The organism is Sphingobium sp. YBL2, from assembly GCF_000943805.1.
GTDB lineage: Bacteria > Pseudomonadota > Alphaproteobacteria > Sphingomonadales > Sphingomonadaceae > Sphingobium > Sphingobium fuliginis.
Window position 1 is genome coordinate 2,202,501 of sequence record NZ_CP010954.1, and the last position, 22,760, is coordinate 2,225,260.

General features: G+C 64.5%; 26 protein-coding genes, 1 tRNA gene and 2 rRNA genes (1 of these 29 only partly in view). 13 read left to right on the plus strand and 16 right to left on the minus strand.

Annotation, left to right across the window (positions count from 1 at the left end; all coding sequences use genetic code 11):
* The 3 genes from TZ53_RS09945 to TZ53_RS09955 form a co-directional block, all read left to right on the plus strand.
* Positions 1-724 (plus strand): 23S ribosomal RNA (locus TZ53_RS09945); it begins 2,071 nt to the left of the window's first position.
* A gap of 165 nt (positions 725-889) precedes the next feature.
* Positions 890-1,004, plus strand: a 5S ribosomal RNA gene (rrf, locus tag TZ53_RS09950).
* A 66-nt stretch (positions 1,005-1,070) separates the two neighbouring features.
* Positions 1,071-1,147, plus strand: a tRNA-Met gene (locus TZ53_RS09955).
* 190 nt (positions 1,148-1,337) lie between these two features.
* Here TZ53_RS09955 and pgeF read toward each other — a convergent pair.
* Positions 1,338-2,099: a peptidoglycan editing factor PgeF gene (gene pgeF, locus TZ53_RS09960; protein ID WP_044661144.1), complete on the minus strand. Its 762-nt coding sequence runs from the start codon at positions 2,097-2,099 to the stop codon at positions 1,338-1,340.
* 164 nt (positions 2,100-2,263) lie between these two features.
* On the opposite strand from pgeF, the gene TZ53_RS09965 reads away from it, so the two are divergent.
* Positions 2,264-3,880, plus strand: a complete 1,617-nt coding sequence (locus TZ53_RS09965; protein ID WP_044661145.1) for an amino acid permease — start codon at positions 2,264-2,266, stop codon at positions 3,878-3,880.
* A gap of 32 nt (positions 3,881-3,912) precedes the next feature.
* Here the strand turns inward: TZ53_RS09965 and TZ53_RS09970 are convergent, their stop codons facing one another.
* A complete protein-coding gene (locus TZ53_RS09970) occupies positions 3,913-5,187 on the minus strand; it encodes a multidrug effflux MFS transporter (protein WP_044661146.1) in 1,275 nt (424 codons plus the stop codon).
* A gap of 196 nt (positions 5,188-5,383) precedes the next feature.
* Between TZ53_RS09970 and TZ53_RS09975 the strand changes: the two genes are divergently transcribed.
* Positions 5,384-5,680, plus strand: coding sequence for an SEL1-like repeat protein (locus tag TZ53_RS09975; RefSeq protein ID WP_044661147.1), 297 nt, complete (start codon positions 5,384-5,386; stop codon positions 5,678-5,680).
* 188 nt (positions 5,681-5,868) lie between these two features.
* Here TZ53_RS09975 and TZ53_RS09980 read toward each other — a convergent pair whose 3' ends face one another.
* The 5 genes from TZ53_RS09980 to TZ53_RS10000 are packed head-to-tail and all read right to left on the minus strand — an operon-like array spanning position 5,869 to position 9,123.
* Complete coding sequence (locus tag TZ53_RS09980; protein WP_044661148.1) at positions 5,869-7,014, minus strand: GNAT family N-acetyltransferase; 1,146 nt, start codon at positions 7,012-7,014, stop codon at positions 5,869-5,871.
* Complete coding sequence (locus TZ53_RS09985; protein ID WP_044661149.1) at positions 7,007-7,732, minus strand: glycerophosphodiester phosphodiesterase family protein; 726 nt, start codon at positions 7,730-7,732, stop codon at positions 7,007-7,009. The genes TZ53_RS09980 and TZ53_RS09985 overlap by 8 nt, the downstream gene beginning before the upstream one ends.
* The gene (locus tag TZ53_RS09990; protein WP_044661150.1) at positions 7,716-8,177 is read right to left on the minus strand and encodes a RidA family protein; all 462 of its coding nucleotides are present in this window, start codon (positions 8,175-8,177) and stop codon (positions 7,716-7,718) included. The genes TZ53_RS09985 and TZ53_RS09990 overlap by 17 nt, the downstream gene beginning before the upstream one ends.
* Positions 8,174-8,830, minus strand: a complete 657-nt coding sequence (locus TZ53_RS09995) for a hypothetical protein (protein ID WP_044661151.1) — start codon at positions 8,828-8,830, stop codon at positions 8,174-8,176. Before TZ53_RS09995 ends, TZ53_RS09990 begins: the two co-directional genes overlap by 4 nt.
* A complete protein-coding gene (locus TZ53_RS10000) occupies positions 8,827-9,123 on the minus strand; it encodes a DUF3572 domain-containing protein (RefSeq protein WP_044661152.1) in 297 nt (98 codons plus the stop codon). Before TZ53_RS10000 ends, TZ53_RS09995 begins: the two co-directional genes overlap by 4 nt.
* 78 nt (positions 9,124-9,201) lie before the next feature.
* Between TZ53_RS10000 and TZ53_RS10005 the strand changes: the two genes are divergently transcribed.
* Positions 9,202-9,564 (plus strand): response regulator, encoded by a 363-nt coding sequence (locus TZ53_RS10005; protein ID WP_170825584.1) that lies wholly within the window; start codon positions 9,202-9,204, stop codon positions 9,562-9,564.
* A gap of 73 nt (positions 9,565-9,637) precedes the next feature.
* On the opposite strand, the gene TZ53_RS27755 is transcribed toward TZ53_RS10005, so the two are convergent.
* Positions 9,638-9,760 carry a hypothetical protein gene (locus TZ53_RS27755; RefSeq protein ID WP_255308956.1) on the minus strand — a complete coding sequence of 41 codons (123 nt, stop codon included), beginning with the start codon at positions 9,758-9,760 and terminating at the stop codon, positions 9,638-9,640.
* Between the two features lie 2 nt (positions 9,761-9,762).
* Between TZ53_RS27755 and TZ53_RS10010 the strand changes: the two genes are divergently transcribed.
* Positions 9,763-11,637 (plus strand): PhoX family protein, encoded by a 1,875-nt coding sequence (locus tag TZ53_RS10010; protein WP_044661154.1) that lies wholly within the window; start codon positions 9,763-9,765, stop codon positions 11,635-11,637.
* A 311-nt stretch (positions 11,638-11,948) separates the two neighbouring features.
* Here TZ53_RS10010 and rpmG read toward each other — a convergent pair whose 3' ends face one another.
* The gene (gene rpmG / locus TZ53_RS10015) at positions 11,949-12,116 is read right to left on the minus strand and encodes a 50S ribosomal protein L33 (RefSeq protein WP_007687342.1); all 168 of its coding nucleotides are present in this window, start codon (positions 12,114-12,116) and stop codon (positions 11,949-11,951) included.
* 218 nt (positions 12,117-12,334) lie between these two features.
* Here rpmG and TZ53_RS10020 point away from each other — a divergent pair, with 218 nt between their 5' ends.
* The 3 genes from TZ53_RS10020 (at position 12,335) to TZ53_RS10030 (ending at position 13,861) form a co-directional block, all read left to right on the plus strand.
* Positions 12,335-12,667 (plus strand): hypothetical protein, encoded by a 333-nt coding sequence (locus TZ53_RS10020; protein ID WP_044661155.1) that lies wholly within the window; start codon positions 12,335-12,337, stop codon positions 12,665-12,667.
* Positions 12,668-12,683: 16 nt separating this feature from the next.
* Positions 12,684-13,250: a TMEM165/GDT1 family protein gene (locus TZ53_RS10025; RefSeq protein ID WP_044661156.1), complete on the plus strand. Its 567-nt coding sequence runs from the start codon at positions 12,684-12,686 to the stop codon at positions 13,248-13,250.
* 119 nt (positions 13,251-13,369) lie between these two features.
* Entirely contained in the window at positions 13,370-13,861 is a 492-nt protein-coding gene (locus TZ53_RS10030; RefSeq protein ID WP_044661157.1) for a Dps family protein, read from the plus strand.
* A 173-nt stretch (positions 13,862-14,034) separates the two neighbouring features.
* On the opposite strand, the gene TZ53_RS10035 is transcribed toward TZ53_RS10030, so the two are convergent.
* The 7 genes from TZ53_RS10035 to TZ53_RS10065 all read right to left on the minus strand — a co-directional run bounded on the left by TZ53_RS10035 (position 14,035) and on the right by TZ53_RS10065 (position 20,737).
* Positions 14,035-14,505 carry a GreA/GreB family elongation factor gene (locus TZ53_RS10035; protein WP_044661158.1) on the minus strand — a complete coding sequence of 157 codons (471 nt, stop codon included), beginning with the start codon at positions 14,503-14,505 and terminating at the stop codon, positions 14,035-14,037.
* A gap of 114 nt (positions 14,506-14,619) precedes the next feature.
* Positions 14,620-16,446 carry a cobaltochelatase subunit CobT gene (gene cobT / locus TZ53_RS10040; protein WP_044661159.1) on the minus strand — a complete coding sequence of 609 codons (1,827 nt, stop codon included), beginning with the start codon at positions 16,444-16,446 and terminating at the stop codon, positions 14,620-14,622.
* Positions 16,446-17,231, minus strand: coding sequence for a tyrosine-protein phosphatase (locus TZ53_RS10045; RefSeq protein ID WP_044661160.1), 786 nt, complete (start codon positions 17,229-17,231; stop codon positions 16,446-16,448). Before TZ53_RS10045 ends, cobT begins: the two co-directional genes overlap by 1 nt.
* A complete protein-coding gene (locus tag TZ53_RS10050; RefSeq protein ID WP_044661161.1) occupies positions 17,228-17,650 on the minus strand; it encodes an OsmC family protein in 423 nt (140 codons plus the stop codon). The genes TZ53_RS10045 and TZ53_RS10050 overlap by 4 nt, the downstream gene beginning before the upstream one ends.
* 1 nt (position 17,651) lies before the next feature.
* A complete protein-coding gene (cobS, locus tag TZ53_RS10055; RefSeq protein ID WP_044661162.1) occupies positions 17,652-18,659 on the minus strand; it encodes a cobaltochelatase subunit CobS in 1,008 nt (335 codons plus the stop codon).
* Between the two features lie 88 nt (positions 18,660-18,747).
* Positions 18,748-20,034 carry an Hsp70 family protein gene (locus TZ53_RS10060; protein ID WP_044661163.1) on the minus strand — a complete coding sequence of 429 codons (1,287 nt, stop codon included), beginning with the start codon at positions 20,032-20,034 and terminating at the stop codon, positions 18,748-18,750.
* Positions 20,035-20,119: 85 nt separating this feature from the next.
* Complete coding sequence (locus TZ53_RS10065) at positions 20,120-20,737, minus strand: J domain-containing protein (RefSeq protein WP_044661164.1); 618 nt, start codon at positions 20,735-20,737, stop codon at positions 20,120-20,122.
* A 44-nt stretch (positions 20,738-20,781) separates the two neighbouring features.
* Between TZ53_RS10065 and TZ53_RS10070 the strand changes: the two genes are divergently transcribed.
* Genes TZ53_RS10070 through TZ53_RS10080 form a run of 3 tightly spaced genes read left to right on the plus strand, consistent with a single transcriptional unit; the run spans position 20,782 to position 22,745 of the window.
* Positions 20,782-21,066, plus strand: coding sequence for a BolA family protein (locus TZ53_RS10070; protein ID WP_044661165.1), 285 nt, complete (start codon positions 20,782-20,784; stop codon positions 21,064-21,066).
* A 51-nt stretch (positions 21,067-21,117) separates the two neighbouring features.
* On the plus strand, positions 21,118-21,825 hold the full coding sequence (locus TZ53_RS10075; protein WP_044662973.1) for a glutathione S-transferase: 708 nt from the start codon (positions 21,118-21,120) through the stop codon (positions 21,823-21,825).
* Positions 21,822-22,745 carry a pirin family protein gene (locus TZ53_RS10080; RefSeq protein WP_044661166.1) on the plus strand — a complete coding sequence of 308 codons (924 nt, stop codon included), beginning with the start codon at positions 21,822-21,824 and terminating at the stop codon, positions 22,743-22,745. Before TZ53_RS10075 ends, TZ53_RS10080 begins: the two co-directional genes overlap by 4 nt.
* Positions 22,746-22,760 lie beyond the last annotated feature (15 nt).

Below are 22,760 nucleotides of genomic sequence, written 5' to 3' on the forward strand. Positions count from 1 at the left end.
CCATAGGTGAAATACCACCCTGTTGTTTTCTGATGTCTAACCTCGCACCGTCATCCGGTGCAGGGACCCTCTGTGGCGGGTAGTTTGACTGGGGCGGTCGCCTCCTAAAGAGTAACGGAGGCGCGCGATGGTGGGCTCAGGACGGTTGGAAACCGTCTGTTAGAGTGCAATGGCATAAGCCCGCCTGACTGCGAGACTGACAAGTCGAGCAGAGACGAAAGTCGGTCATAGTGATCCGGTGGTCCCTCGTGGAAGGGCCATCGCTCAACGGATAAAAGGTACGCCGGGGATAACAGGCTGATGATTCCCAAGAGCTCATATCGACGGAATCGTTTGGCACCTCGATGTCGGCTCATCACATCCTGGGGCTGGAGCAGGTCCCAAGGGTTTGGCTGTTCGCCAATTAAAGTGGTACGTGAGCTGGGTTCAGAACGTCGCGAGACAGTTTGGTCCCTATCTGCCGTGGGCGTCGAAATTTGAGAGGAGTTGACCCTAGTACGAGAGGACCGGGTTGAACATGCCTCTGGTGTACCTGTCGTCCTGCCAAGGGCGCAGCAGGGTAGCTATGCATGGACGGGATAACCGCTGAAAGCATCTAAGCGGGAAGCCTCCCTCAAGATAAGATTTCTTCGAGCGGTCGTAGACCACGACCTTGATAGGCCGGATGTAGAAGTGTGGTAACATATGGAGCTAACCGGTCCTAATTGCTCTGATCGCGCCTGAGAGTCCCACCATCAATGACAACACTGGACACAAACCAGCGTCTGCCATCGAGCGTGGTGATCAACCTCATGCCAGATAAACAAACCAACTCATTTGATGACGCGTTTCTCAACCGAAACGCCCAAGTGCACGGCACCGATTAAAACCCGAAGCGCAAGCTCTATTGCTTGGTGACCATAGCGTCTGTGACCCACCCGATCCCTTCCCGAACTCGGACGTGAAACCAGTCTGCGCCGATGGTACTGTGGCTCAAGCCCCGGAAGAGTAGGGCGTCGCCAGGCATTATAGCTCGCGCTTCACATTAACCCATTCGCAATAAATGCGGCCTCCGCAGCGATCTCTAGTGTCGCGGGATGGAGCAGCCCGGTAGCTCGTCAGGCTCATAACCTGAAGGTCGTAGGTTCAAATCCTACTCCCGCAACCAGAGGCCGCAATTCAACTGCCATTTCATCAGCCATGAACATGTCCCATCGATCTTTCGGATCGGTGTCGGACTTTCATTGCGCCGACATGCGTCACCTGTTCCCCGAATAGGTTCCGGCGCAAAATCGCACGGCAGGCGTGCGCGGAGGTTTGAATCCCGCCACGGTCCTTTGAGCGGCCGATTCCCGCTCCTAATCCTGCAACGCGATCATCGAAATCTGCCGGCCATAGTCGGCTTCTCCCCGATGGCAGGAACGGCGGTAACTGTAAAAGCGATCCGGCTGGCCATAGGTGTCCTCGTCCAGCAGTTCGATCTGGCCGATTCCCGCATCTGCCAGCCGCGCAGCTACATAGGCGGCGATGTCGAACTGGCAATGCCCCTCGCGCCCTGCTGAGAAGAAGCGATCATTTTCCGCATCCGCCGCCGCGAAGCGCTCTGCGAAATCCAGGGTTACTTCATAGGATGAGCGCCCGATGCAAGGCCCTATCGCGCAGGCGATCCGGTCGCGTGCGGCGCCCAGCGCCTCCATCGCCTCGATCGTCCGATCCGTGACACCGCCCAAGGCACCCTTCCACCCTGCATGCGCCGCGCCAACGACTCCGGCGGAAGCATCGGCAAACAGCACCGGCACGCAATCGGCGGTGAGAATCCCCAATATCAAACCAGGCCGATCGGTCACCATCGCATCGGCTGCCGGCCGTTCGTCGGCTTCGACAGGCGCCGTGACCGTGACCACATCGGGCGAATGAACCTGGTGGACCGTCACCAGCGTCGCACCCGGCAGCAGCGCGTCGCGGGCGAGATCCCGGTTGCGCAGAACCGCGCCGCGTTCGTCCTCCGAACCCAGTCCGACGTTCAGGCCCGCATGAATTCCGGTCGAAACGCCACCGCGCCGCCCTGCGAAACCGTGCAGGACGTCGCCCAAACCCGCAGCCCGCAGCAACTCGACCACGCTTCACTCCTCAACATCGTCATGGGAACCGCTTTTGCACCATGTCCTGAATGCGCAACATACTTGCGCACGGCGGATTAGGCGATAGTCTCCGTTCCATCACAAAAGGGGAGCGGCCGCAACGGTCGCCTGGGCAAAAGACTTCAAAGATAAAGGGCTCCACCATGATTTTCGGGCGCATAAAGCCATTGGATGCCATATTGGCCACGGCCGAGAAGAAATCTCTCGTCCGTACCCTGGGGCCGGTTCAACTGACGCTGTTGGGTGTCGGTGCGATTATCGGCACCGGTATTTTCGTTCTGACCGCCGCCGCCGCGCAGAAGGCCGGGCCGGGCATGATGTGGAGCTTCGTCATCGCGGGCGCCGTCTGCGCCTTCGCGGCGCTCTGCTATTCCGAGATCGCCTCGATGGTACCCGTATCGGGTTCCGCCTATACCTATACCTATGCGGTCGTCGGGGAATTGCTCGCCTGGATGGTGGGCTGGGCGCTGATCCTGGAATATGCGGTCGCGGCCAGCGCCGTTTCGGTGGGCTGGTCCGGCTATTTCATGGGATTGCTCAAAAGCATAACGGGACTGGAACTGCCACAGGCGCTTTCGGCGGGACCCGTCTGGACGATGAACGGCCTCATCCCGCATGCCGATTTCTCCCATGGCGTCATCAACATTCCCGCCATCGTCGTTGCGCTCGCCGTCACCGCTCTGCTGGTGATCGGCACCACGGAAAGCGCCCGCGTCAATGCCGTGCTCGTCGCCATCAAGGTGACAGCGCTCACCGCCTTCATCCTCTTGACGCTGCCCGTGCTGGACACCGGCAATTTCTCGCCCTTCGCGCCCAATGGCTGGTTCGGCCCGGAAGGCACAAGCGGCATGGGCATCGTCGGCGCGGCCGCCTCGATCTTCTTCGCCTATGTCGGTTTCGACGCCGTCTCGACCGCGGCGGAGGAAACCAAGAACCCGCAGCGCAACGTGCCCATCGGCCTGATCGGCAGCCTTGCGCTGTGCACCATCTTCTATCTGCTGGTGGCTGGCGGCGCGATCGGCGCCATCGGCGCGCAGCCGGTGCTCGGCCCGGACGGCGCCGTCGTCGCGCCCGGATCGCAGGGTTTTGCCGCCGCCTGCGCCACCGCGGCCCATGCGAAGGACCTTGTCTGCTCCAACGAAGCGCTCGCCCATGTGCTGCGTGAGATCAACTGGACCGTGGTGGGCAACGCCCTGGGCCTTGCCGCCAATCTGGCGCTGCCCTCGGTCATCCTGATGATGATGTTCGGCCAGACCCGCATCTTCTTCGTGATGGCGCGCGACGGCCTGCTGCCGGAAAAGCTGGCCAGCATCCATCCCCGGTTCAAGACGCCCCATGTCGTCACCATGGTGACGGGCGTCTTCGTCGCCATCGGCGCCGCGCTGCTGCCCGTGGGTCAGCTCGCGGACATCTCCAATTCCGGCACGCTCTTCGCCTTCTTCATGGTGTCGATCGCCGTGCTGGTGTTGCGCGTGAAGGAACCGGGCCGCGCCCGTCCTTTCCGCACGCCGCTGGTGTGGGTGATCGCCCCGATGGCGGCCATCGGCTGCATCTTCCTCTTCTTCAACCTGCCCTTCGATGCCCAGCTGGTCCTGCCGGTCTGGGGCGGCCTCGGCCTCGTGCTTTATTTCATCTATGGCTATCGCAAGAGCCATGTGGGACGCGGCCTGATCGAAACCCACGAACAGGATGCCGGCATTCCGCCTCAGCCCGTGCCGCCTTTGCCGGGCGCGCATACGCCCGGCGGCCGGGACGCCTGATCGACGAAGGGGGCGGCCACACCGCCCCCTTTTCAGTGCAGCGGTTCGAATTCCGGATCGCGCAGCGCGCCATGATGGGGGCGCGTGAACAAATTGCCCCGTTCGGCCCAGGCGACGATCAGGAAGGAGATCGAGCCGAACACCGCCAGCCCCAGGGTCAAAGGCAATGTCGTTCCGTCGAAGGCGCGGCCGATCAGGCTGCCCAGCGCGCTCGACACGGCCGTGGTCAGGAACGCCTGGAAGGAGGAGGCGACGCCCGCGCCCCTTGCGAAGGGTTCCATCGAGATCGCGCTGAAATTCGATGCGGTGAAGGCGATGGTCATCATCGTCGCCGCCTGCAGGATCATGAAGCTGACGATGGTTTCATGCCCCGTCAGGATCACCGCCAGATGCGTGACATTGATCGCCACCAGACAGAGCAGCGCCGTCTGGCTCAACCGCCGCGCACCGAAGCGCGAGACGAGCCGGCTGTTGAGCAGGCTGCCGATCCCCATGCTGCCGGCGATGGCAGCGAAGGCGAAGGGGAAGATCCTCTGCGCCCCGAATATGTCGAAGAAAATCTGCTGTATCGAGAGGATGAAGCCGATCAGGCCACTCATCACGACGCCGCTCGCCAGCATATAGCCGATCGAGGTGCGGGTGCGCAGGATGGTGCCGACCGTGCGGAAAATCGTGCCCGCGCTCATGCGCAGGCGATTTTCGGGCAGCAGCGTTTCCGGCAGGCGCATGCTCATCCACAGCAGGACGGCCGTCGCCAGGATCGCGAGCGCCCAGAAGATCCAGCGCCAGGGCGCGATCCACAATATCGCTTGGCCGAATGTCGGCGCCATGACCGGGATCAGCATGAAAACGGCGAAGATCAGCGACATCACCCGGGCCATCGCATCGCCCCTGAACCGGTCGCGGACGATGCCGACGGTGATCACCCGGCTGGCCCCCGCGAAGAAGCCGGCGCTGACCCGGCCGACGAGCATCATGGCGAAGCTGTGCGCGCCCGCGCAGGCGATGGAGGCGAGGATGAACAGCGCCATCGCGCTGCCCAGCACCCGCTTTCGCCCATATCGGTCGGACAGCACGCCGAACAATAGCGATCCGACCCCCAATCCCATGAAATAGGCGCTGATGATCAACTGCCGGTCATTGGGGTGCGGGACCGAAAGATCCCGGCCGATGTCGGGCAAGGCGGGCAGCATGGGATCGATCGACAGCGCGTTCATCGCCATCAGGCAGGCGCAGAGCATCACGAACTCATGGAACGCTATGTCCTTTTGCGGCTGTGCTGCGGCGACGTCGCGTTGATCGGTCATGCCGGTGGCTATGGGGACAATCGCGCGGACGCGCCACCCCTTTAGTGCCTTCGCGGGGCATTGCCTTTGCCGCCCATGGCATCATCGCGGCTCCGATCTATGGTATCTGCCGTGTTAACCATTTTTTATCCGCTGCCGGTGCAGCCTGCCGCTCGTCGAAAACCATCGCGTCGAAATCCATGAGGGGGATTCGGTTATGGCTAATGGACTGAAGAGTGCGCAGTTTCTGATGGAAAGCCGCTTCGCGGGAGCAGCCGACCGAACGGCGGAGGCCTGTTTCGATCTGGGTGTCGCCTATAGCTGTGGCACGGGTGGTCTGCCCGTCGATCTGATCGAAGCGCATAAATGGTTCAATCTCGCTGCGCTCAAGGGCAGCGAGGAAGGGCAGACGATGCGCGCGGAAGTGGCCGGGGAAATGTCGGCGCGCGAAATCGCCGAAGCGCAGCGGCAGGCGCGTGCGCTGATCGCCGCGACGCAACTGCGGGCTGCCTAGGCATTTCCAGCAGGGGCATCGCCTGACCGCCCGGAAATGGCGACAAGGCAAAAGCCTGGGGCGGTCGCGCCGATGCAAACGGATCGGTGCGATGATCCACCGGGAAATAACGGGGCTACTCTCCAGCCTTTGCAGGAGCACGGGGCGCCTTTGATCGGACCTGACCGTCTGCCCACAGCCCCTTTGCATCAGTCCGGTCGTGCCTCGCCCTTTCGAAAGGGTGTCCTTTCGGTCAGCCACGTCCTGTCGCGCTGCACGCCCTGCCGCTCTGCCGCCAGGAAGTCGGCAACGGCGCGGCGGAAGCTGGCATTGGGTATGAAATGCGCGGAAAAGGTCGGTTCCGGCGCATAGCCGCGCGCCAGCTTGTGGCCACCCTGTGCGCCGGCCTCCACCCGTTTCAGCCGGCGGGCGATGGCGATGTCGATCGCCTGATAATAGCATAGCTCGAAATGCAGATTGGGCACGTCCTCGGTACATCCCCAATAGCGTCCATAGAGCGTATCCGCGCCGATCAGGTTGAGCGCGCCGGCGATCGGTTGCCCATGCCGCAGCGCCAGCACCAGCAGCACCCGGTCCGCCATGCTTTCCCCCAGCATGGAGAAGAAGGCGCGGGTCAGATAGGGGCGCCCCCATTTGCGCGCGCCGGTATCCTGGTAGAAGGTCCAGAATATGTCCCAATGCGCCTCCGTCAGCGCGGCCCCGGTCAGGTGGACGATCTCCAGTCCCTCGACCGCCCTTTCACGTTCCTTGCGGATATTCTTGCGCTTGGCGCTCGACAGGTCGGCCAGGAAGTCGCCGAAATCGCCATAGCCGCGATTGGTCCAGTGGAACTGGCTGTCTTCCCGGATCAGCCAGCCTGCCGCCTCGAACAGCGGCACCTGCTCCGGCGCGATGAAGGTCGCATGGGCGGAGGACAGCTCATTCTGCTGCACCACCGCCTCGATCCCGGCGATCAGCGCCGGGGCGAGGGCTTCGTCGCGCAGCAGCAGCCGGGGGCCCGGCACCGGCGAAAAGGGCGCGGCGATCTGAATCTTCGGATAATATTGCCCGCCGGCCCGCTCCCAGGCATCGGCCCAGCCATGGTCGAACACATATTCGCCCTGGCTATGGGTCTTGCCATAGAGCGGCGCAGCGCCGGCGATCCGCCCATCCGGCCCGTCGATGACCAGCGGCAGGGGCTGCCAGCCGCTATTTCCGCCGACGCTGCCGGACCGTTCCAGCGCCGTCAGGAAATCCCAGCTCATGAAGGGATTGGCATCCCCCGCGCAGGCATCCCACTCGTCGCGCGGCAATTCGGCCACGCCCTGGGCAAGGCGCGCCACGCACTCAGTCATGCGACCGCTCGAAGATGATCTGGTCCGCGTGCAGCGCCGCGCGGGCACGCTGCTCCTCGCCACGCACCGTCCATGTCAGCACGGGCAGGCCCCTCCGGCGGGCGTCAACGGATAAGGAGGAAGGCAGGTCGCGAATGTCACAGGCGATAAAATCGGGTTTCGCCGCCCAAAGTGCAAGGGCGCGCCCGATTCTGTCGCGCCAGCCGCGCTTGCCCTGCTCCGTGATCACCAGCCCGCGCGCGACCATGGGACGGTGACGCCGGAACCAGCGCATCGCCACGGGATTGAAGGACATGACGGCCGCCGGCGTCTTGGGCCGCCGCGCGAGATCGTCGGCAACCGCCACGCAGATCGGTTCGACATGCCGCCCGTCCACCTTGATCTCGATGAGCAGCGGAACGTCCGTCCCGCACAGGTCGAGCAGGGCGCGAAGGCGGGGAACGCCGCCGCCGTCCGGCAGCATCAGCCGGTCTATCGCTCCGGCATCATGATCCTGCACAGCCCCATTCTCGCCCGTCATGCGGCGCAGCACGGCGTCGTGGAAGACAATCGCCACATTATCGCGGCTGAGGCGGACATCGCATTCGATGCCGAAACCGCCGGCGATGGCGGCCGCGAAAGCCGCCATGCCGTTCTCGCTGATCCGGCCCCCATGCAGCCCGCGATGGGCGAAGGGGCGGGCGATCAGGAAGGGGAAGGCGTCAGGCCGGGCGGACAAGGACGATCGCGTCGATCTCGACCACCGCGCCCAGCGGCAGCACCGGCACGCCCACCGCGCTGCGGGCATGCTTGCCCGCTTCCCCGAAGACCTCGACCATCAGTTCGGATGCGCCATTGGCGACCTTGGGCTGGTCGGTGAATTCGGGCGTGCTGCTGATGAAGGCGCCCAGCTTCACGATCCGTTCGACCCGGTCCAGGCTGCCAAGCGCCGCCTTCATCTGGGCGATCAGGTTGAGGCCGCAGGCCCGCGCCGCCTTGACGCCATAGTCGAGGTCGCGGTCCTCGCCCAGCCGGCCCGTCATCAACTGGCCGTCGGACAGCGAGATCTGCCCGGAGATATGCAGCAGGCCGTTCGCTTCCACCGCCGCGACATAGGCGGCGACCGGCGCGGCGGCGGCGGGCAGGGTGATGCCCAATTCGGTCAGGTGGGCTTCGATGCTCATGCGGATGCTCCTTGAGTGGTCGGTAAGGTTTCGGGCGCCGGACCCTCGGCCAACCGGGCCGCGATCCAGGCTTCGGCGGCCGCCCAGTCGTCGATCCGGGCGTGGGCCCGCGGCGCGGCGGCTATCGTGCCGGCGATCTCCGGCTCACCCACCATGTGCAGGCGCCAGACGCCCGGCGCATGATCCGCCACCGAGCCATGATGCTCGGCCAGGTCGTCGATGAACAGGGCGACGCTGGGCCGGCGCTCCGCGACGATGGCGGCCAGCGGCTGACCCTTGCCGCCCTGGTTCCAATAGACGGTGAAGGGGAGGCCATGGGTCGCGAGCTGCTCCTCCCTCTGCCGGTGATGCCGCTCCGTGATATTGGTGAGGACAACGATGTCCGCGATCCCGCTCAGGCGGCGCATCGCCTCCACCGCCCCGGCGATCGGCGTCTGGCGATGCATTTCCGTATCGAAGAAACCGATCAGCAATTCCCACACCAGCGCGCGCTCCAGCGGCTGGCCGCTGTCCTTGTGCCGCAGCGCCCCGCCAAAGCCGCGCTCACGCATGTCGAAATGGACATTGTGGTTCTCGCCCAGCCATTGCCGGAAGGGCACCACCATATGCAGCAGCACCTCGTCGCAGTCGGTGATGATCAGGGGGCGGGTCATGCGATCAGGGACTCCCTTGCGGCGATCAGCGCCTCCGGCCTGCTGTCGATGCTTTCGGCACAGGCGATCAGATCCGGTTCATGATCGGCCAGGAAGCCCAGCACCGCACTCAATATCGCCGGATCGCCCACGCCGTTCCTCAGCGTATCGGCGTCCAGCCCGGTCAGCGCCAGCAGCCGGTCGGCGCGGCGATCGTCCGCCAGTGTCCAGGCCAGCGCCATCAGGGCCAGAACGGATGGCTCCCGGGTCTCGTCTGGGATATGTTGCTTGCCATGGTTAATGTCGGGACGCATGATTGATCTCAACGAAGGGCGGGCCTAGGTGGACGCACTTCCATTATGTTTGCGGATTTCTCCAAACGCGGGTGACTGGTGGCAAAGCGCGTGCTCGTTGTCGAGGACAACGAACTCAATCTCAAACTTTTTTGTGACCTGCTGCGCGCGCACGGGCATGAGGTGCTGCCGCTGCGCGACGGGCGGGACCTGCTGGCGCAGGCGCGCGAATTCCATCCGGACCTGGTGATCACCGACATTCACCTGCCGCATATCAGCGGGCTCGACCTCATCATCTCGCTGAAGCGGGACGCGCAATTGTCGTCGGTGCCGATCATGGCGGTCACCGCCTATGCGGGCCATGGCGATGAGGAACGGATTCGCGGGGCAGGCGCGCAGGCCTATGTGTCCAAGCCGATTTCCGTGCTGCGCTTCATAGAGCAGGTGAACGCTCTGCTCTAGGGCGCGGGTTTGCCCGTTGCGGCCATGAAATCCTCCCTCTCCGCCGCCTGAAGCCGGGATTGTCACCGCCCGGTCATACGGCTTTCATCGATCCGTCTCCCTTTTGCAGCCATGTCGTCACGCGGCTCTGCCATGCCGCCGTCGCCAAGGGCGCGGCGTTCAGCCGACAGCCCGGATTGTACACAGGGGTATTCATCCATGTCTCATCTGACCGACGAGGCGCGCGCGGCTTTCCGCGATGCGCAGCCCAAGATCACTGCCGGCGAAGACAGCCTGGAATCGATCGTTGCCGCCAATCCGGCGCGCCGCACCGTGCTGAAGAACGGCCTGCTCGGCCTTTCCATGCTGCCGATGCTGGGTGCGCTCACGGCCTGCGGCGACGATGACGATTCCGGCTCGCCGACACCCACGCCCACGCCGACGCCAGCCCCGGCGCCCAGCTACGCCATCAACTTCGCACCGGTCGCGATCAACGGCAACGACACGGTCACGGTTCCCGCCGGCTACACCGTCGATGTGCTGCTGAAAGCAGGCGACTCGGTCGAAACCGGCGCCGCCTATGCCTCCGGCAGCTTCCCCGGCAGCGCGGCTCAGACCAATTTCTGGGCGGGCGGCAATCATGACGGCATGGAATTTTTCGAACTGTCGGGCGTCGACCCCAACAGCGGCGGCCTGCTGGCGATCAACCATGAACTGCCGGATTACAACATCCTCTTTTCCAGCGGCGCCTATAATGCCGCCACTGCTACGGCCGACCAGAAGGCCATCGCCCTGTCGGCGGTCGGCGTTTCCGTCGTGGAGGTCGCCAAGGGCACGGACGGCAAGTTCGCGGTCAAGGCTGGCTCGCGCTTCAACAGGCGCTATAGCGGCAACACGGACTATCGCGTCGGCGGCCCCGCCGCGGGCCTGCTCTCCCCGACCATCCGCGGCACGCTCAACAACTGCTCCTCGGGCCGCACGCCCTGGGGCACCTATCTGACCTGCGAGGAGACGACCAACAACTATCTCGACCCGACGCAGCCCAACAACAATTATGGCTGGGTGGTAGAGATCGACCCCTATCAGGAGCTGGCCGCGCCGACCAAGCGCACCGCCATGGGCCGCTTCTCCCATGAGAATACCGCCTATATGGACGATGCCAACAACCGCGTCGCCTTCTATATGGGCGACGATTCGACGCCGGGATGCATCTACAAATTCGTGCCCGACCGCGCCTACAGCACCGGCAACCGCGCGTCGAACATCGACATGCTCGACTATGGCACGCTTTATGTGGCGCGCTTCAACGCGGATGGCACGGGTGAATGGCGGGCGCTGGTGCAGGGGCAGAATGGCTTGGTCGCCAATGCCTCCGACCCGGGCAATGTCAGCCAGTCGACCACCCCGCCGACCCCCACGACGGTCAGCTTCAACAGTACGGCCGATGTGCTCATCAACGCCCAGTCGGCGGCGCGCGTCGCCGGCGGCACGCTGATGGACCGGCCGGAATGGATCACGGTCGCGCCGAACCGCCAGGCGATCTTCGTCACGCTCACCAACAATAGCGGCCGCCGCGTCACCGATAACCCCAATCCGCGCACGACCAACCTGCACGGTCATATCCTGAAGTTCCGCGAAAATGGCGATTCGCCGCTGGCGACCCGCTTCACCTGGGAAGTCTTCCTGCTGGCGGGCAATCCCAATCTGGCCGAAGCGAATCTGAAGGGGAACATCAGCGGCGATTATTTCTCCAGCCCCGATGGCCTCCGCATCGATCCGCAGGGCCGCCTGTGGGTCCAGACGGATCACAACCTCACCGGCAATGCGGGCACGCTGAACGGTGCGGCGGTCAACATGACCCAGGCCTTCGGCAACAATTCGATGTACCATGTCGACCAGACGAGCAATGCATCCAAGCGCTTCCTGGTCGGTCCCGTGGGTTGCGAGATCACCGGCATCGCCTATACGCCGGACCTCAAGAGCTTCTTCATCAACATCCAGCATCCGACCGGCAACTGGCCGGTATCGGGGCAGCAGCCACGCTCCTCGACCATCGTGGTGCGCCGTACGGATGGCCAGCCGGTCGGTAATTGATCGATCCGGCTTGGCGGATTTTGGCTAATCCAAGACATTCCCCTCCCGCAAGCGGGAGGGGTTAGGGGTGGACGCGAGCGCAGCGAGCTTCCAGCTTAGCCGTTGCAAAACAGCGCAGATGCCGCGCCAGCCCACCCCCTAGCCCCCTCCCGCCTGCGGGAGGGGGAATGGCAGGAAACCACCCAAAATCCGCCCCCGACCCGCATTTCCAGCCAACAAGGAAAGGCCCGTTCCCCATGGGGGACGGGCCTCTTCGTTCGGGCATGATGCCGCGAAGCTGCAATCGTCGGGCGGCCGCAGCCGCCGTCAGATCACTTGATCTTGGCTTCCTTGAACTCGACATGCTTGCGCACGACGGGATCGTACTTCCGGAAGCTCAGCTTCTCGGTCTTGGTGCGCGGATTCTTCTTGGTGACGTAGAAGAAGCCGGTGTCAGCCGAGCTGACGAGGCGAATCTTGACGGTTGCTGGCTTGGCCATGGCCTTAGTCCCTGGTCGTGAATATCGTGAAAAAGAAGAGCGGCCCCAATTCTCTTGCGAGGAAGGGACCGCCCCGTTTCAGCGGTGCCCCATGAGGCAGATTCGGCCCCATGTCAAGGCTCGTGGCCCAGGCGCGGGGGTTATGCTACACTTTACGTGGCCTTAACCCGCTTCGCTCTATCAGGGAGACGGAGTTACAGGACGGGGGAGTCTTCTCCATGCGACATGATCCGATGCTGGCCATTCTTGCCGATCTGCTGAGGCGGGTCGACGGGCTTGCGGGGGAAAGGGGCCATGTATCGGTGGTGCGGTTGCGCGACGAGATCGACCGCATTCGCCATATTGCCCGCGCCTTTCACCTCGACAGCGTGGAAAGCCTGGCCGGCACATTGCAATCGGCGCTGTCGCTGCAAGGCGCCGGACCGGTCATCATGTCCTATCTCGACCTGATGCGCGACGCGATCGCGGCCAAAATGCCGGAGGCGGACGTCATCGCCATGCCCGTCGCCGCCAAGCCGGCGGCAGGGCCCGGCGCGCACCTGACCGTCTGACTGTCTGGCCGGCTGAATGGATGCATTGCTGATCGCATTGCTCGGCTGCCTGATGGCGGAGACGGGCGACAAGGGGCAGTTGCTGGCGCTTGCGCTGGCCGAACGGTTCCGCCGCGACGGAGCGGTGATAGCGGGGATCGTGGCGGCGGCGCTCGCCAATGCGGCCATCGGCGCGGCGGCAGGCGCCTTCATCGCGCCGATGCTGGGTACGGACGGGCGGCTCCTTTTCCTGGCGCTGGCGCTGATCTTCCTGGCGGTCGGCATGTTCTGGCCGACGAAACGGCCTGATCCCCTGGCAAGCTGGCGGCTGGGGCCCTTTCCGACCAGCGCGCTCGGCCTCTTCATCCTCGGCTTCGGGGACGGCGCGCAGTTCCTGATCCTGGGAATCGCCGTGCGGACCGCCGATCCTTTCCTGGCCGCGACGGGCGGGGCGATCGGCATCATCGCCGCGACCGTGCCCGCCATTCTGATGCGCGGTCCGTCGTTCAAGGCGCTGCCGCTTCGCGCGATCCGGCTGGGCGGGGGCGTGCTGGTGCTGCTGGCGGGCATGGCGGCGGCGGTGTCGGCCCTGCATCTCGCCTGATCGATTGGCTGCATCACACTGACCGGCATTATCCCGGCAAAATTCCTGTCTTGTCATGGCACCTTATCGGGGACAGACCATTATATGTCCGAAACCAAGTCCCCCAGCAGGAGCCAAGCATGACAGCCCCCGATCTCAAGACCCCGACGGACCTGCGCAGCAACGCCACCAAGTCGGTCGCAGAGGCGCTGAACGGCGTGCTCGCCGACAGCTATGCACTGTATTTCAAGACCAAGAATTTCCACTGGCACGTCTCCGGCCCGCATTTCCGCGACTATCATCTGATGTTCGACGAGCAGGCGACGCAGATCCTGGCGACCACCGACCTGATCGCGGAGCGGGTGCGCAAGACCGGCAACACGACGCTGCGTTCCATCGGAGACATTTCGCGCCACCAGTCGCTGGTCGACAATGACGCCGATTATGTAAGCCCCGGCGACATGCTGAATGAGCTGCGCGAGGACAATCTGAAGCTGGTCGAGGCGCTGCGCGCCGCCAAGGCGGCCGCGACCGAAGCGGGCGACAATGCGACCGAGGGCATTATCGACGACTGGACCGACGAGGCCGAGGAACGCGCCTGGTTCCTGTTCGAAGCAAGCCGCAACGCTTGATTGAATAGACGAAAGCCCTCCAGCCGAAACTGGAGGGCTTTTTTGATCAGCATTTATCCGTTTGAACGATACCGATCTTTTTGCAGTGTGCTCCTGCGAAGGCAGGAGCCCAGTCCTGCCGTCGGAACTGGGTTCCTGCCTTTGCAGGAACACAATCCGGCATATTGCGAGGTCTACTCCTCCAATATCGCTTCGATCGCGAGGATCATGATCGCGCCCGGCTTACCGCCGAAATCGACGCTTTCGCCTTCTTCCGCATCCATCATCGCCCGGGCGAGCGGCGCGGAAAAGGCGATACGCCCTTCCGTCGGCTCGGCCTCGTCGTCCCCGACGATGGCGACCCGCTTCTCCTTGCCGTTCAACCGGTAGGTGACGCGGCTGCCGAAGGCCACGGCCTCCGCATCCGGCACCGGCCGCAATTCCGCCGTCGCCAGGCGCGTGCGCCAATAGCGCAGCTCGCGCTTCAGCTTCTTGGCGTCCTCCTCGGCCATGGCTTCGGTATCGACCGCCTCCAGCGCTTCCACCTTCTCCCGCGTCAGCCGCAGGCCGCGCGCCGTCACCCAATTGGGTCCGGGCGGTAAGGGAATCTCGAAAGTGGGTTCCAGATGCTCCTCGTCACTCTCGCGACGAAAGGCGACACTCATTGCACTCTCCTGTCAAAACGCTTGTTCGCGCTGACACGAGGTCGAAACTGCCGATCTTCTTTTCAAGGGAAGGTCCGGGCTTCGACATCGCGGAAGCCCGAACGAGCAGGGCCTCTAATCTTCGTCGAACAGTCCGGCGAGCTGCTCCACCATGGTCCCGCCGAGCTGTTCGGCATCCATGATGGTCACCGCGCGGCGATAATAGCGCGTGACGTCATGGCCGATGCCGATGGCGACGAGCTGCACGGGCGAGCGGTTCTCGATCCACTCGATCACCTGCCGCAAATGGCGCTCCAGATAGGTGCCGCTGTTCACCGACAGGGTGGAATCGTCGACCGGCGCGCCGTCGGAGATCACCATCAATATGCGGCGTTCCTCATTGCGGGCGATCAGCCGGTTATGCGCCCAGAGCAGCGCCTCGCCGTCGATATTCTCCTTGAGAAGCCCCTCGCGCATCATCAGGCCCAGATTCTTGCGCGCCCGGCGCCAGGGTTCATCGGCCTTCTTGTAGATGATGTGGCGCAGGTCGTTGAGACGCCCCGGCATCGGCGGACGCCCGGCGGCGAGCCAGTCCTCCCGGCTCTGCCCGCCCTTCCAGGCGCGGGTGGTGAAGCCCAATATCTCGGTCTTCACCCCGCAACGTTCCAGCGTGCGGGCCATGATGTCGGCGCTGATCGCCGCAATGGAGATCGGCCGCCCGCGCATCGACCCGCTATTGTCGATCAGCAGCGTCACGACCGTATCGCGGAACTCGGTGTCCCGCTCGATCTTGTAGGAGAGCGAGCGCGTCGGATCGATCACGATCCGCGCCAGCCGCGCCGCGTCGAGCAGCCCCTCTTCCTGATCGAAGTCCCAGCTCCGCGACTGCTGCGCCATCAGCCGCCGCTGCAGCCGGTTGGCAAGCTTCGTCACCGCGCCCTGCAGGCTCACCAATTGCTGGTCGAGGAAGCCGCGCAGGCGCAGCAATTCATCCTCGTCGCACAGATCCTCGGCGGTCACGACCTCATCGTGAAGCTGCGTATAGGGCTTATAGTCGAAGCCCGGCGGCAGGTCGCCCATCGGCCGGTTGGGGCGGACGGGCATCATGCCCTCCTCGCCCATATCCTCCGCGCCTTCTTCGCTGTCGGCGTCGAACTCGTCGCTATATTCGGTTTCGCCGTCCTCGGTGTCGCCGCCCTGGTCCTCGGCGCGCGCCTCGGCAAAGGCGTCGCTGTCGCCCGCCTGATCCTCGCCGCTGTCACCCTCTTCCTGTTGCTGCTCTTCGTCCTCCCCCTCTTCCTGCGGTTCGGAATCGTCGGTTTCGGGCGGCACGTCGGCGTCGATCAACTGGAGATGCTCCAGCATGGCCGAGGTCAGCTTCTGGAAAGCGCGCTGGTCGTCGATGGCCATGGCCAGCGCGTCGAGATCCGCGCCCGCCTTGTCCTCGATCCACTGGTCGACCATGGCGAGGCCCGCCCGCACATCCTTGGGCGCGGCCTGCCCGGTCAGCCGCTCGCGCACCTTGAGCGCCAGCGCGGTCGACAAGGGCACCTCATCGGCGGAACGCGCCCGGCGGATCGGATCGGACTTCAATTTCAGGTCGAGCGCATGGTTGAGGTTCGCCCTTACCCCCTCCATCGCCCGCGAACCGATCGCTTCTACCCGCGCCTGCTCGACCGCGTCATAGACGGCCCGCGCCGTCGCGTCGGCAGGCGCGGCGGCATTGTGAATCCGGGCATTATGGTGCCGCAGCCGCAGCGCATTGGCGTCCGCGAAACCCCGCGCCAGCGCCACCTGATCGGCGGGCAGATTGCGTCCGGGCGTCGGCACCTTGATCGCCTTGCCCGCCATATGCGGCGTGTCGGCGGTGAAGCTCACCTCCACCTCCGCGTCGCGCGCGATCGACCGCGCCGCGCCGGACAGCACGTCCTTGAAGGCGTCGAGGGGCGAACGGTCGGCCATCAGTCGAGCAACATTCCGCGCATCGAATCCCGTGCCGCGGCGTCGACGCCCAGCACATCGTTCAGATAGCCGTCCACGCCGCCATGGCTTTCATCCAGCGTCGCGAACAATGTATCCAGATAGACGGATTCCGCCTTCAGCAGCGGTTCGAGCATGTCGGTTCTGGTCAGCCGCATCCGCGCCACCAGCGTGTTGCGCTGCGCCAGCAGCCAGTCCCAATCGGCATGGGCGTTGGTCGCCAGATAATCCTGAACGATGGTCGGACGCGGGACGCCCAGCGCCGCCAGAACCAGCGCCGCGCCCACGCCGGTCCGGTCCTTGCCCGCCGAACAGTTGATCAGCAACGGCACGCGCCCATCCGCGATCCGCGCGAACATGGCGCGGTAGGATTCGGCATGGTCGACCGGAATGACGCGATAGAGGGCGATCATCGTCTGCCGCATATCGTCCGCGGTCGCGCCGTCGCGCTTCAGCATCTCTCCGAGGAGCCCGCTGCTTTCCGCATAGTCGCGGCAGAAATAATCGACCTCGCTCCCATGCCAGAGCGTGGGTTCGGCGGTCCGTTCGTTGCCGCGGCGGAAATCGCAGATCGCCTTGATGCCGAGCGAGCGGAGATGGTCCGCATCCGCGTCCGTCAGCAGCGCCATCGTCCCCGACCGGTAGAGCATGCCGCGCTTCACGCAGCGCCCATCGGCGGTCGCATAACCACCGAAGTCGCGCAGGTTGAACGCGCTCTCCAGCGGCAGGCGGGCTTTTTCCGGCGTCAGGGCGACAGGCTCGCTCACGGCCGCTCGCCCTCCCCGACCATGGGCACGGCGATGGTTTCGATCTGCGTTTCGACCTCGCTCATCAGCTTGTGCACCGGGCATTTCGCGGCGACGGCGATCAGTCTGTCATGCTGCTCCTCGGTGAGCGGACCGGACAGCGCGATGCGCGTGGTCAGCCTGTAGATGCCCTGCCGTTCCTGGCTCGCGTCGCGCACCACGCCGACATGGATGCCCTCCACCGGAATGCCGTTGCGCTGCGCATACCAGAGCATCGTCATCGCCTTGCACGCGCCCAAGGCCGAATCGTAAAGGTCATGCGGGTCCGGCCCGGCATCATGGCCGTCCGGCGCCGACATGTCCGCGATCAGTTCATGCCCGCGAATGCTGATCCGATGGGCGGTCCCGCCCTCCGGATCGATCCGTTCGACGACGATCACGTCACGCCGCCCGGTGCGCGACGCTTTCGGGCAGGTCCTTGCCGAAGACGCGCTGATAATATTCGGCCACCAGCGGCCGCTCCGCCTCATCGCATTTGTTGAGGAAGCTCAGGCGGAAGGCGAAGCCGATATTCTTGAAGATCAGCGCATTCTGCGCCCAGCTTATCACGGTGCGCGGGCTCATGACGGTCGATATGTCGCCGTTGACGAAGCCCTGACGCGTCAGTTCCGCCACCTTGATCATATTCTCGACTTCCTTGCGGCCGCCCTCATGGTCGTACTCGCCGGACTTGGCCAGCACCACCTGCGCCTCGGTCGCGGCGGGCAGATAGTTGAGCGCCACCACCAGGTTCCAGCGGTCCATCTGGCCCTGGTTGATCTGCTGCGTGCCGTGATAAAGGCCGGTGGTGTCGCCCAGACCCACGGTGTTGGCGGTCGCGAACAGGCGGAACCAGGGATTGGGCCGAATCACCCGGTTCTGGTCGAGCAGCGTCATCTTGCCGTCGGTTTCCAGCACGCGCTGGATCACGAACATCACGTCCGGGCGGCCCGCATCATATTCGTCGAACACCAAAGCCACAGGCCGCTGCAACGCCCAGGGGAGCAGGCCTTCGCGGAATTCCGTCACCTGCTGCCCGTCCTTCAGGACGATGGCGTCGCGCCCGACCAGGTCGATGCGGCTGATATGCGCGTCCAGGTTGATGCGGATGCACGGCCAGCGCAGGCGCGCGGCGACCTGTTCGATATGGCTCGACTTGCCGGTGCCGTGATAGCCCTGCACCATCACGCGGCGGTTATAGGCGAAACCAGCCAGGATCGCGAGCGTGGTGTCCGGATCGAACACATAGGCGGGGTCGAGATCGGGCACCCGCTCGTCGGCTTCCGAAAAGGCCGGGATCTTCATGTCGACATCGATGCCGAACACTTCGCGCGCGTCGACTTCGCGGTCGGGCGAGGCCAACAGCGTTTCGGCGCGGGTATCGGGCTGGACGTTCGGGATGTCGGTCATCTTCTAATCTCTTTGAACGATCTGGTCGGCACTGCCCTAACCATCAGGGACAGGCATGTCGATAGAGTGGGGCCTTAACACGCCGGGATCAAGCGGCCCATTCGGCCAAATTGGCCTCCTGCCCGACCAGCGCCAGCCCATGGGCGATGGACGTCAATTCTCCGCCGGTTGCAATATGGTCTTTCCCGAAGCGCCGGTCGAAAATGCGCCGGATCGCCGGGATCAGGGACGTGCCGCCGGTCAGGAACACCCGGTCGATGGCATCGGGCGCCACGCCCGCCCTGTCGAGCGCCTTGTCCACCGTGGCTTCGATCCGGGCGATGTCGGGCGCGATCCACCCCTCGAAATCGGCGCGCGTTACCTGCTTTTCGATGGTGAGCCCGCCGCCTTCGAAGCGGAAAGTCGCGCTCTCCGCCTCCGACAGCCGCCGTTTCAATGACCCCACCGCATCGTAGAGCGGATAGCCCAGTTCCTTCTCGATCACCGTGATCATCCGTCCGATTGCGTCGGGATCATGGGCGGCCTTCTGCAACCGCGCCAGCTCGTCCATGGTCCGCCGGTTGCGCATCAGCGCCAGCCGCGACCAGTCGGCAAAATCGGCAAAATAGCTGCGCGGAATCTCCAGTTCCTTGCCGAAGCTGTGATAGCTGCCGCCCTTGCCCAGCATCGGCAGCACCAGATGATCGACGATCCGATAGTCGAAGCGGTCCCCGGCAAGGCCGATGCCCGCCGAGCCGAGCGGCACGCAACGCCGCGCCGCGCCCGGCGCCTCGACCCGGACGATGGAAAAGTCGCTGGTGCCCCCGCCAAAGTCCGCCACCAATATCGTCGCCGCTTCGGTCAGGCGGCTGGCATAGCTGAACGCGGCGCCCAGCGGTTCGTAGACATAGTGAATCTCGTCCCCGAACCCTGCGAACATGGCGTCATAGCGCCGCCGGGCGAGCGCCTCGTCGGGCCGTGATCCGGCATATTCCACCGGCCGCCCGACCACGATCCGCTCCGGCCGCCGGTCCAGCGCGCCGCCCGCATGGCCGACCATGCGGGAGAGGAACATCTGCCCCAGTTCCTCGAAGCGGAAGCGCTTCTCGAACACATTCGCGCTTTCGAAGACCGGGCTGGCCGCCACCGACTTGAAGCTTTGCAGGAAGCGGCTGTCCTCCGGAAATTCCAGATATTCCGCTATCGCCCATGGTCCCGCCTCATGCGCCATGCCGCCCTTCACGCCGCTGTCATGCCAGAAGCAGAGCGCGGAGCGGAACACCGCGCCGGTTGCTTCCTTGCCGGCAAATTCCACCAGTTCCGACCCGCCCCCGCCAGCGAGCGCGGCCACGCTGTTGGTCGTGCCGAAATCGAGGCCCAGGGCGCGGGTTGTCATAGGAATCTCCGGGGAAGGGTCGGCGCCTATGACAGCGCGATGAACCGATCACAAGTCATTCCCGCCTGTGCGGGAACGACGATGTTCAAGCGAAAGCCTCAGCCTTCCTCAACAATTGATAGGCCTCGATCACTCCCTGCAACAAAGCCTCATGGCTCCGGTCGCCGCCATTATGATCGGGATGAAAGCGCCGCAGCAATTCGGTGTAGCGCTGCCGCAGCGCCCTTCGGTCGGCGTCGATCGGCAACCCCATCACCTCCAGCGCCCGCCGGTCGTCCCGCGACAGGAATTTTCCGTCCTGCCGCGTCTGGTTGTCGGCCCGCGCCTTCGCCACCCGCTCCCTGAACTTGGCGCCGATTGCGTCCAGCGGGTCCTGAAAGTCCGACCATCTGGGCGGCGGACTGGCGGCGTTGGACGAAAAGGCCCGCGTTTCCCGCTCCCACCCAGCATAGGGGCGCTGGGCGGCGGCGATCTCCTCCGGGCTCATGCCGGTGAAGAAATTATAGCCCTGGTTGAATTCCCGCACATGGTCGAGGCACAGCCAGCGCCAGCGTGGGCCTTCCTGGTTCGGCCGGCCTCCTTCCAGGGGCGGCGCGCGAAATTCCCCCGGTTCCTCGCAGCCGGGCACCGCGCAGGGGCGGTCGCCTTCCACGCGGCCGTGGAAACGGTTGAAACGCCGGGTCGAGAAGGGATCGCTAGCCAAGATTGTCCTGATGCAACGGGGAATAAAGGGCCTATATAGGGGCCATGACCGAGATTCTAAAAGGCCCTGTCGCCACCGAAATCGAAGCCCGGCTGCAGGCCGCCCTCAGCCCCGAACGGCTCGCCGTGATCGATGACAGCGAGAAGCATCGCGGCCATGCCGGGCATGACGGATCGGGGGAGAGCCACTTCACCGTGGAGATCGTCTCCGGCCGCTTCACGGGCCAGAACCGCGTCGCCCGCCAGCGGATGGTCAATGCCGCGCTGGCCGACCTGCTGCGCGAAAAGGTCCACGCCCTGGCGATAAAGGCTCGCGCGCCGGGCGAATGACACCATAGCGCCCGTTCGAACGTTGTGCCGCCGTCGAAGGAGGCGCGCATCATGGCCTATGATTTCTGGTACTGGTCCACCATAGCCGGGCGCGGCGAGTTCGTGCGGCTGACGATGGAGGCGTGCGGCATCGCCTATCGCGACCGCGCCCGCACCGACGGCGACGAAGCGCTGATGGCGGACATGGAGCGTCACGACGCCGGTCCCGCCTTCGCCCCGCCCTATCTGGTGACGGACGGCCGCACCGTGGCGCAGACCGCCAACATCCTGTTCTATCTGGCCGAACGCCATGAATGCGGCCCCACCGGCCTTAAGCCGCGCTATTGGCTCGCCCAGGTGCAGCTCACCATCATGGATATGGTGGCGGAGGCGCATGACGTCCACCATCCGGTCGGCGCCCATCTCTATTATGAGAATCAGAAGGCCGAGGCCCTGCGCGCCGCCCAGGGGTTTCGCGCCGGCCGCATCCCCAAATTCCTGACCTATTTCGAACATGCCCTGAGCGCGGAGACGGGCGACTGGCTGGCAGGCCGAAGCTGGAGCTATGCCGATCTCTCGCTCTTTCACCTGATCGCGGGATTGCGCTATGCCTTTCCGCTGCGCATGGCGACGCTGACGCCATCCTTCCCGCGCCTTGCCGATCTGCATGACCGGGTTGCGGCGCTGCCCGAATTGCAGGACTATCTGGCAAGCGAACGGCGCCTGCCGTTCACCGACGAAGATGTCTTCCGCCACTATCCCGAACTGGACGCAGCATGACCCCGCCCGAACCGATCATCCAGAACGATCCGATCATCCAGACGATCACGCCCACCACCCATGACCTGGGCGATTTCCGCGTCCATCGTTCCCTGCCGGTGAAGGATCGCACCATGGTCGGCCCCTTCATCTTCTTCGACCAGGCCGGTCCCGCCCGGATCGAACCGGGGCAGGGCGTGGACGTGCGCCCCCACCCGCACATCAACCTCGCCACCGTCACCTATATGTATGAAGGCAGCTTCCTCCACCGCGATTCCCTGGGCACGGAGCAGTTGATCGAGCCGGGCGCGGTCAACCTGATGACCGCTGGCAAGGGCATCGTCCACAGCGAGCGGTCGCCGGACGAGGACCGGGCAAAGCTGTCGAAACTGTCCGCCATCCAGACCTGGCTCGCGCTTCCCGACCGTTATGAGGAGATGGACCCGGCCTTCGAGCATGTCGGTGAAGGCGGCCTGCCCGTCATCGATGGCGCTGGGGCGCGGGCACGCGTGATCATGGGCAGCCTGTGGGGCGCAACCTCACCGGTCACCACCTATGCGAACACCATCTATGCCGACATCCAGCTCTCGCCCGGCGGTTCGGTCCCCATCGACGCGGATGCGGAGGAGCGGGCGATCTATGTCTCCGGCGGCGACGCAGCGCTGGACGGGGTGATGCTCCAGCCGCAGATGCTCTACGTCCTGCGGCCCGGCATCAGGGCGACGTTGATGAGCGTGGACGGCGGCCGCGTCATACTTTGCGGGGGAGAGGCGTTCCGGACGCCTCGCCATGTCTGGTGGAATTTCGTGTCATCCTCCACCGACCGCCTGATGCAGGCCCGCGAGGATTGGGAAGCCATGCGCTTTCCCCTGATCCCTGGCGACGACCGGGAATTCATCCCGATCCCCCAGGGACGGCCGAAGACGGTGAGCTATCCGTGATTTTTTGAGATCGTC